General features: G+C 72.2%; 12 protein-coding genes. 5 read left to right on the forward strand and 7 right to left on the reverse strand.

The window, feature by feature from the left end:
* Positions 1 to 11: 11 nt before the first annotated feature.
* The 3 genes from HLB09_RS01950 to vsr all read left to right on the forward strand — a co-directional run bounded on the left by HLB09_RS01950 (position 12) and on the right by vsr (position 2,483).
* Positions 12 to 1,187: a DNA cytosine methyltransferase gene (locus HLB09_RS01950; protein WP_322789988.1), complete on the forward strand. Its 1,176-nt coding sequence runs from the start codon at positions 12 to 14 to the stop codon at positions 1,185 to 1,187.
* Positions 1,184 to 2,044 carry a hypothetical protein gene (locus HLB09_RS01955; RefSeq protein WP_171201724.1) on the forward strand — a complete coding sequence of 287 codons (861 nt, stop codon included), beginning with the start codon at positions 1,184 to 1,186 and terminating at the stop codon, positions 2,042 to 2,044. The genes HLB09_RS01950 and HLB09_RS01955 overlap by 4 nt, the downstream gene beginning before the upstream one ends.
* Before the next feature lie 70 nt (positions 2,045 to 2,114).
* Positions 2,115 to 2,483, forward strand: coding sequence for a DNA mismatch endonuclease Vsr (gene vsr / locus HLB09_RS01960; protein ID WP_171201725.1), 369 nt, complete (start codon positions 2,115 to 2,117; stop codon positions 2,481 to 2,483).
* Positions 2,484 to 2,516: 33 nt separating this feature from the next.
* Here vsr and HLB09_RS01965 read toward each other — a convergent pair whose 3' ends face one another.
* Entirely contained in the window at positions 2,517 to 2,852 is a 336-nt protein-coding gene (locus tag HLB09_RS01965; RefSeq protein ID WP_171201726.1) for a hypothetical protein, read from the reverse strand.
* A 52-nt stretch (positions 2,853 to 2,904) separates the two neighbouring features.
* Entirely contained in the window at positions 2,905 to 3,153 is a 249-nt protein-coding gene (locus HLB09_RS01970; RefSeq protein WP_171201727.1) for a DUF2188 domain-containing protein, read from the reverse strand.
* A gap of 143 nt (positions 3,154 to 3,296) precedes the next feature.
* Here HLB09_RS01970 and HLB09_RS01975 point away from each other — a divergent pair, with 143 nt between their 5' ends.
* Both HLB09_RS01975 and HLB09_RS01980 read left to right on the forward strand, forming a co-directional pair.
* Complete coding sequence (locus HLB09_RS01975; RefSeq protein ID WP_171201728.1) at positions 3,297 to 4,061, forward strand: hypothetical protein; 765 nt, start codon at positions 3,297 to 3,299, stop codon at positions 4,059 to 4,061.
* A complete protein-coding gene (locus HLB09_RS01980) occupies positions 4,058 to 5,209 on the forward strand; it encodes an XRE family transcriptional regulator (RefSeq protein ID WP_171201729.1) in 1,152 nt (383 codons plus the stop codon). The genes HLB09_RS01975 and HLB09_RS01980 overlap by 4 nt, the downstream gene beginning before the upstream one ends.
* Positions 5,210 to 5,346: 137 nt before the next feature.
* Here the strand turns inward: HLB09_RS01980 and HLB09_RS01985 are convergent, their stop codons facing one another.
* From HLB09_RS01985 to HLB09_RS02005, 5 genes are all read right to left on the reverse strand, one after another.
* Positions 5,347 to 6,153, reverse strand: coding sequence for a hypothetical protein (locus HLB09_RS01985; protein WP_171201730.1), 807 nt, complete (start codon positions 6,151 to 6,153; stop codon positions 5,347 to 5,349).
* Between the two features lie 63 nt (positions 6,154 to 6,216).
* Positions 6,217 to 6,567, reverse strand: coding sequence for a histone-like nucleoid-structuring protein Lsr2 (locus HLB09_RS01990; RefSeq protein WP_171201731.1), 351 nt, complete (start codon positions 6,565 to 6,567; stop codon positions 6,217 to 6,219).
* Between the two features lie 367 nt (positions 6,568 to 6,934).
* Entirely contained in the window at positions 6,935 to 7,279 is a 345-nt protein-coding gene (locus tag HLB09_RS01995) for a hypothetical protein (RefSeq protein ID WP_171201732.1), read from the reverse strand.
* A 62-nt stretch (positions 7,280 to 7,341) separates the two neighbouring features.
* The gene (locus HLB09_RS02000) at positions 7,342 to 7,821 is read right to left on the reverse strand and encodes a hypothetical protein (RefSeq protein WP_171201733.1); all 480 of its coding nucleotides are present in this window, start codon (positions 7,819 to 7,821) and stop codon (positions 7,342 to 7,344) included.
* The gene (locus tag HLB09_RS02005) at positions 7,818 to 8,090 is read right to left on the reverse strand and encodes a hypothetical protein (RefSeq protein WP_212755775.1); all 273 of its coding nucleotides are present in this window, start codon (positions 8,088 to 8,090) and stop codon (positions 7,818 to 7,820) included. The genes HLB09_RS02000 and HLB09_RS02005 overlap by 4 nt, the downstream gene beginning before the upstream one ends.
* Positions 8,091 to 8,216 lie beyond the last annotated feature (126 nt).

Here is an 8,216-nt window from a genome sequence, read left to right on the forward strand (position 1 = left end):
GAGGAGGCGTGGTGAGCGGCAGCGTGACGGCGTTGTTCGCCGGGATCGGTGGGCTCGAGCAGGGGCTGCACGAGCACGGCTGGGAGACCGAGCTGTTCTGCGAGATCGACCGCGGCGCCCAGGTCGTCCTTGAGGACCGCTTCCCCGGCCGGGACGTCGTCGACGACGTCGCGAAGCTGCGGGCGCTGCCGGCCGGAACGGAGCTGGTGACGGCTGGGTTCCCCTGTCAGGACCTGTCCCAGGCCGGGCGCACGGCCGGCATCGGTGGTGACCGCTCCGGGCTGGTGGACCACGTCTTCCGGCTGGTGACCCGCAAGAAGGGGCCCCGGTGGTTGCTGCTGGAAAACGTCCCGTTCATGCTGCAGCTGGACCGGGGGAAGGCGATGCGGCACCTGACGACCGAACTCGAGGACCGGGGGTACTCCTGGGCGTATCGGGTCGTGGACGCACGCGCGTTCGGGCGCCCGCAGCGCCGGTGGCGGGTGCTGATGCTGGCCTCGCGGACCGAGGACCCCACCGAGGTGCTGTTCGGTCAGGACGCCGGCGTCCCCGAGACGGGCGATCCGGCCGAGCACGCGTGCGGCTTCTACTGGACCGAGGGCCTGCGGGGGCTGGGCTGGGCCGTCGATGCCGTCCCGACCCTCAAGGGCGGCTCCTCGGTCGGGATCGCCTCTCCCCCGGCGGTGCGGATGCCGACGGCCGAGGCGGGCCGGCGGATCGTGACGCCGGGTATTACCGACGCCGAGCGGCTGCAGGGCTTCGACCCGGACTGGACCCGCGCGGTCTTGGACCACCCCGAGCTGCGCCCGGGGCACCGGTGGAAGCTCGTCGGCAACGCCGTCTCGGCGCTGATGTCTGAGTGGGTCGGCTCCCGCCTGGCCGACCCCCAGCCCTACGACGGCACCCACGATCGGGCGCTGCAGCCCGGAGACGCGTGGCCGACCGCCGCCTGGGCCGGCAAGGACGGCGTCGCCCACCGCGCGGATGTCTCGATGTGGCCGGTGCAGGCTCCCTACGAGCACCTTGAGACCTTCCTCGAGGACACCAAGCCCCTCTCGCCGCGGGCGACGGCCGGATTCCTCAAGCGCGCCCAGACCGGGTCGCTGCGGTTCGTACCGGGCTTCCTCGATGACGTCGAGCAGCACCTGGCCGACATGGGCGGCTGGCCCTCCCGGGTGATGTCTTGAACGAGCACCCCCTACGAGCGGCACTCGATCGCGCCGATCCACGCCCCGAACCGCGCGCCCAGCAGGCCGACAAGAAGAACTACGCCCAGCGACTGTCCAACCACCTGGCCCAGGTCGTCGCCGACGAGCTGCGCCCTCGCTACCCCGCCGTCACGCCGACGGCGACCGGCCAGGGGCAGGAGGCCAGCGTCGGCGTCGACCGAGGTCGCAAGCGCCTGGACGTTAAGGTCACCGACCCGACGCTGGGCCTGCTGGTGTGCGTGTCGATCAAGACGTACAACTTCCAGGACTACAGCCCCAAGAAGAACGAGCTCGGACGTTGGACGAAGAACATCGTGCGCAACGACCATGAACTGCGTGGCGAGGCCATGGTGCTGCACCAGCGCCAGCCCTACAGCGTGCTGGTCGCCGTGCTCTTCGAGCCCTACACGACGTGCGAGGACGGCGATCCGACCAGCTCCAACGACAAGGGCAAGTCTTCTTTCGCCCACCACGTGACGACGCTGGCCAAGCGAGCAGGTCGCGGTCGGCGCACCGTGTACGGCGGTGCGGACAAGTCCTGGGTGGAGCTCGGAGCCGAGGACACCCGCTACGACTTGTTCGAGCGGGTCTTCATCGGCCTCTACGAGCCGGACGGCCCGGACCGCGGCGCCGTGCGCTTCTTCGACGTCGAGCAGCCAGCCCCCCGCAACGGCAGGCCTGCGGCGAAGTACACGTGCTCCTTCGCCGAGTTCGTCGACCAGGTCGACGAGGAGGTCCGGCGACGCAACCGCACTGCCCCCACCTGGGCCGACCCCGATGCCAGCGACGAGTCCAGCGACCCCGAGGGGCTCGGTGACGTCGACGTCGAGAACTGACGCCGGCCCCTCCCCCTCGGTGCGTGCTACTGCGGCACCGGCGGCCTCGGACGCGGCGACGCTGGCGCGGATGCGCCGGCAGGGACGCCGGGACACCAAGCCGGAGGTCGCGCTGCGCCGGGAGCTGCACCGTCGGGGCCGGCGGTTCTTCGTCGACCGTGCCCCGTTGCCCAAGATGCGCCGGCGCGCGGACGTCGTCTTCCCTCGCCGGCGGGTCGCGGTCTACGTCGACGGGTGCTTCTGGCATGCCTGCCCGGTGCATGGCACCCGGCCGAAGCGGAACACGCAGTGGTGGGCGAACAAGCTCGACGGCAACGTCGCCCGTGACCGGGACACCGACGCCCGCCTCGAGGCCGCAGGTTGGACGGTGGTTCGGGTCTGGGAGCACGAGGACGCCGCGGCGGCTGCCGATGCCGTCGAGGCGGCCCTGGATCGATGACCTGTTGCCCGTCGTCGCCCCGCGGCACGCCGCTCAGGTGGTCGAGGCGATGACGGCGCGCACCAACGGGAGGAGCGCCGCGGGGGCTCCGTCGTCGGTGGACTCGAAGGCCAGTGGCCCGTCGTCGTACTCGGTGCCCTCGCGGTAGATGCCCACGCCCCAGCCGCGATGCTCTTCGCGGTTCCAGGACAGGGAGTCCTCCTCGTCGGTGACCAGGAGCGTGCGCCCGTCGGGGAGTCGGGCCTCGAGGGCGGCGTTGCCGCCGCCGGTCTGGGTAAAGACGGCCAACATCCCCTCCTCGCGGAGGAGGTCGAGGACGTCGCGGTAGCGGTCCTCACCGGTGGTCATCGCGTCGGCGTTGCTGGCCATGCTTCGAGGCTCCTCGTACTCGTGGCGGTCGCGGGGGTGGACCGTCAGCGGGTCAGCGACGGTCGGTCGGCGGGTGCGGGTCGTTGCCGCCACCGACGGTGTCGGAGTCGCGGATCTGGCCCTGGCGGTCGTGGATGCGGACCTCGCCGCCTCCGAGGTTGGTGACGATCTGCCGGGCGCGGTCGATGCCCTGCTGCTGGGTGTCGACGTGCGCGCTGGCCCGGCTGCCGCCGGGTCGGGTGACGTTCCAGCCGCCGTTCGGGTCCGGGACCACGTGCCGGTTGTTGCTGTTCTTGGCCATGACGGCCTCCTCTCGACATAGGTCGGGCGACCCACGTCGAGGATGCCACAGGTCAGCGGTTCGCTAAATATCTACACACGCTTAGGCGTGTCCGGCTGTTGGTCACCCATGGTCGAGCCACGGCATCTGGTTGACTGTGCGGCATGAGCAGGTGGGACAGCGCAGCGATGAAGCGCCTCGGGCAGGTGGCCGCGGACCTGCACGAAGTGGGCGTCGTGACGCAGGTCGCGACCCTGGCGCGGTCGACCTGGTCGACCAACCTCGAGCGGCACGAGCCGGAGCTCGGCGACACGCCCCTGCTGCTGGGCCTTCAGTGCGCGGAAAATCTCGCCCAGCGGGTGCACCGCCACTACCGGGCCCTGCGCCCCGCACCCGGCTCCCACGGGCCGGCCAGCGGGACGACTGCGGTGACGGTGTCTTTCGTGGAACGGGCGCTGATCGTCAAGGCCGCCGGGGTAGAGTTGCAGCTGCGCAAGGCCCCGGCCGGCGGTGGGCTCGTGCCCGACTGGGCGGCGATGTCCCACGCCGACGGGGTCCACCGGCTCGCGGCCGCTGACGCCAACAGCCTCGCCTACCGCCCCGAGGCCTCCGACCAAGACGGGCGACCGTCGACGCTGCCGAGCGAGGACGCATTGTGGCCCCTGGGTGACGCCGGCGCCCTGCGCCAGGTGAGCCTCGTGTGGGCCGGCACCGAGGACGGCGCCCGCACCTCAGGGTGGCTCGGCTTCCCCAGCAGCGGTGACATCCCCTGGTTCGCCGTGCAGCCGCTGTGGTGGGACGAAGCAGGGCAGGACCCGGGCTCCCGACGCCGCGAGTCCTCACGTACTTCCGACGGCTTCGCCGACCGGCCTGCACCCACGCCGGTCCTACGTCCGCGCACCCAGCCCCGTGAGAGCGAAGGAGCATGAGAGAGGACACGCCATCCCTGCTGGCCGCCAGACGTCGACGCCGTCAAGGCACGATCACCGACTTCGACGGTGGCCGCCTCGCCCTGGCACGACGCCTGGCCCGACTCCCGCGCGCCCACCTGGCCCGGGACATCCACGTCACGCCGGCGACCATCACCCAGCTCGAGCGCGGCGCCATCCGTCCCACCGCTCCGCTGCTGGCCGACCTCGCCGGCCGCCTCGACATGCCCGAGGACTTCTTCCGCCACGGGCGCCCTGTCCCGGCGCTGCCGGCGACAGCGGCGCACTTCCGGTCCCTGCGGACGACCCCGGCGCTCTCACGGGACCAGGCGCTGGCCTTCGCCGAGCTCGCCATGGACGTCGTCGACGCGGTCGAGCAGTACGTCGACCTGCCCACCGCGGACGTCCCCGCCCTCGAACTGCCCGACTCCCCCACCCGCACCGACATCGCCGAGGCCGCAGCCCGCACGCGCGCGGTCCTCGGGGTACCCGACGGCCCGGTCGCGCACGTCGTACGACTGCTCGAGGCGCACGGCGTCGTCGTGCTGCGCCTGCCATCCGACGTCGCCGGGCGCCCTTTGGACCGCGACGTCGACGCGTTCTCCACATCGGCGACCGCTCGGCCGCTGGTGCTGCTCTCCCCGATGAAGGACGATAAGGCCCGTAGCCGCTTCGACGCGGCACACGAGCTCGGGCACCTCGTCATGCACCACGATGACGCCGAAGCCGGCAACAAGGTCGTCGAAGGCCAGGCGCAGACCTTTGCGGCAGAGTTCTTGATGCCCGCAGACCAGGTCGTCGACGACCTGCCCAGGCGTGTCGACTGGGAGCAATTGCACGCCGCGAAACGACACTGGGGAACCAGTCTTCGTGCATTGATTTACCGGGCCCGCACCCTGGGGGTCCTATCAGAGACCGCCTACAAGCGCGCGAACATCACCCTGGCCGGTCAGGGCTATCCCGAGCCCGGGCCCCTCGGCCCACCGGAGTCACCGACGCTTCTCGAGGCGGCGACCGACCTACTGCGCGAGCACGGCACCACGCTCGACCAGCTCGCGCAAGCGACCCGGGTCCCTCTCGCCCAGGTCACCGAAGTCATCATCGCCGGCAGCGATCCGAAACCACGCCTGCGCATCTCCCCGCACTGACGCCCGCTCCCGCATGGGACGGCTGAGCGTGAGTCCTATGACGGGCACGGTGAGCTGGGCGGCGGCCGCCCCTACGGCTCGGCGGCCTGCCGGACGGTGGCGTAGGCCTGCGTAGCGTCGTCGAGCAACGAGCGACGCTAACGGCCGCCTCGCCCCTCCGGGTCGCGTGTGCGTGGAGAGCGCGACTCGGCCCTTCGGGGCGCTTCGGATCTGTCGGCATCGAGCAGTAGGTGGATGGCGGTGAGCGCCTCGTCGGCCGTCAGGGCAGCGGGCCGGTCGGACAGCTGAGCCATGAGCGGTGCGGCGTCATGAGTCGGCAAGGGATCGAGAGCGCGTGCGATGTCGGCGGCGTCATCGTCGGCGACGATGCTGGCTCTGGTCAGCAGCTTCAACTGCTCGTCGCTGGCCTGCCGTAGCGCCACCGCCAGTAGGCGGCGGGCTTCGGCCTCCGCGGCGGTCATCTCGACCTTGGTCTCGCTGGCGGTCTCGGCGCGCATGACCTCGACGACCGTTCCCTGGAGGACGGTCGAGGACATGCCTCGGCCGAGGCGCGGGCGCCGCCGGGGTAGCAGTCGCGCGATGGCCGACACGCGGGCGCGTACGGCGGGGCGGACCTTCTCTCGCCACAGACGCTGGGCGTGAGGCACGCCGCGCTGGATGGCCACGATGAGCAGTGGCAGCACGACTTCCTGGAGGAGGAGGCGCAGCTGCTCGCGCTCGGCCTCCGACAGCGTCGTCTCCTCGGCGCCATCCACTGTGGGTGACGACATGGCCCACAGGTAGGGGTCGAAGTTGGGGGGCTGGGTGGCATCGGGCATGAAGCGCGCGTTGGCTTTGAGGACGCCTTCGGCGTCGAAGAGGTTCTGGTGCAGGCCCCCCTCCCGTTTATTTCCCGGGGTCAGATCGTCGTCGTCGTACTCGTACCACCCGCGGATTCGCGCCACGCCTTACTCCCCCGGACGATCTTTGCGCCGATCAACAGCCCCTAGAGGACCCCGCAGTCGGCCTCAGCGGGCGTCGTAGGCCTCGAGGATCTTGTTGGAGACGCGGCCGCGGTCGGAGACGGTGTGGCCGTTGTCGCGGGCCCAGGCGCGGACGGCGTCGAGGTCGGTGCGCTTGGGTCCCGAGCTCGCGCGGGTGCTGCTCGAGCGCGCGGGCGCGCCGCCGGCGGCGCTGCTGCGGCCGGTGGTCTTGCGGGCGTTGGTGATCCACTCGGAGAAGGACTCTTCGATCAAGGCGGCGTGCTCGTCGTTGAGGTCGATCTCGTAGCTGGTGCCCTGGAAGGCGAAGGTCACCGTCTGGGTGGCCTCTCCGCCGTCGATGTCGTCGGTGAGGATGATCTGGGTCTTCTGCGCCATGCCGCCCATCCTGGCCGAGACCTGGTCGTGAGTCGCGGAATGGGTGCTAGGCGGGTTGTCGGTGGTGGCTCCTACGGTCCGCGGGCATGACCGAGCCGGCGCCGTCCTCTCCCCCGCCCGCGCATGAGCACCTCTTTCACCCGGGGGTCGCGGACGCGGGGAAGGCGGCCCGGGCGGCGGGGCGCCCGTACCTGGTGGGCTGTGCGGTCTGCGGGCGGTCGGTGCAGCTCGGGGTGGCGGACGAGACGCCGCGGCGGCCGTGGCCGGGCCCGCCGCAGCCGTGGCCAGGGCTCGAGCCGTGCTTCGTCCACCCGAACTGACTACCCCTCCTCCCACTCCCCCGCTCTCCCGCCCTCGGGGGCGTTGGTCAGGCGGTGGGCTCGCCGGCCCCCGACGGTGGCGCAGGGTCGTGGGGGCGCAGCAGGGAGGCGGGCAGCCATCCAGTGGCGACGGTGCCGGCGTCGTCGACGACGTAGGCGACCCGGGCCAGCCACCCGGCGCCGGTGCGGTCCCAGCTGGTCACGACCCCGGGCATCGGCGCGACGTCGTCGAGGACCACCCAGCAGTGCCGCCGCCCGCCCCCACGCGGACCCGACGTCGAAGACCCGCCACCGCCCGAGGGCCGGGCGCCCTCGGGCTCCTCGGCGACGGTGGGGGCGAGCAGGGCCTGTCGCTGCTCCGCCGCCCGGCTCGTCCCCCATCCCCCGCTCACGCCCGCCAGGTTCGCACGCGCGTTCGACTCGCCCGCCAGCGCCCACAGGGGCGCCGGCGTGGTCAGGTGATGGGGTCGACGGTGACGCCGGTGATGCGGGCGCGGGCGCCGATGGCGTGGCCGTTGCAGACGTCCTGGGTCTGGCCGTCGGTGTCGCGCAGGCGGTGGGTGACCGGTTCGGGGCAGGGGGTGGACAGGCGGTCGTAACCCCAGGTGCGTGTGCATCCGGTGGCGGTGCACCAGGACCGTCCGCCGCTGGTGGTGATGGTGTCTCCGTGCAGGGGGCACACGCCCCACTCGATTCCGCAGGCCAGGTCGGGGGTCGCGGCGATCCGGGCGAGCTCACCGGCGGTGTCCTCGAGCGCGGCCGAGACCTGCCGGGCTTGGCCGGCGGCCTCGTCGAGGCGGAAGCCGGCCCGGGACCGGGCGCCGGAGTCCTCGGCGCGCAGCGCGGCCTGTACGGCGCGGATGCGGGTGGCGAGGTCGTCGGCGGCCGCCGCCAGCTCGCGCAGGTCCGCCGGGGTGGGGCGGGTGGTGCTCACCGCTGGTCCTGGGTGTCCTGCCCCAGGGGTGGGAGGCCGACGCTGGCGCGCAGCTCGTCTTCGGTGGTGCCGCGTAGGCGCTGGGGGTCTTGCAGGAGGAGGTCGACGGCGACGCGGACGAGGGTGTTGTCGGTGATCCGCTCTCCCACGCCGCTGCGGCCGCCGCGGCGGCGGGCTTCGTTGAGGGCGCGGGTGAGGTTGGCGAGCTCGGAGACCTGGCCGGAGTGCATCCGGGCCTCGCGGCGCACCAGCTGGAGGTACTTCGGCACCCCGGGAGTCTGTGAGTCCGGCACTCCGAGACTCTGTCGCTCCGTGGTCGCGGGCGCCGGCGTGCCGTTGGTCACCTCGGCCGGTGCAGCAGCCTCGGTGGCATCGGGCTGGTCGTCGCGGTTGGA

The organism is Pseudokineococcus marinus (assembly GCF_013004605.1).
Taxonomy (GTDB): domain Bacteria; phylum Actinomycetota; class Actinomycetes; order Actinomycetales; family Quadrisphaeraceae; genus Pseudokineococcus; species Pseudokineococcus marinus.

What these genes read in the sequence shown, in the direction of transcription:
- vsr (WP_171201725.1), top strand. Translation starts at nt 2,115, where the DNA reads ATGCGCCGGCAGGGACGCCGGGACACCAAGCCGGAGGTCGCGCTGCGC.
- HLB09_RS01965 (WP_171201726.1), bottom strand. Translation starts at nt 2,852, where the DNA reads ATGGCCAGCAACGCCGACGCGATGACCACCGGTGAGGACCGCTACCGC.
- HLB09_RS01970 (WP_171201727.1), bottom strand. Translation starts at nt 3,153, where the DNA reads ATGGCCAAGAACAGCAACAACCGGCACGTGGTCCCGGACCCGAACGGC.
- HLB09_RS01975 (WP_171201728.1), top strand. Translation starts at nt 3,297, where the DNA reads ATGAGCAGGTGGGACAGCGCAGCGATGAAGCGCCTCGGGCAGGTGGCC.
- HLB09_RS01980 (WP_171201729.1), top strand. Translation starts at nt 4,058, where the DNA reads ATGAGAGAGGACACGCCATCCCTGCTGGCCGCCAGACGTCGACGCCGT.
- HLB09_RS01990 (WP_171201731.1), bottom strand. Translation starts at nt 6,567, where the DNA reads ATGGCGCAGAAGACCCAGATCATCCTCACCGACGACATCGACGGCGGA.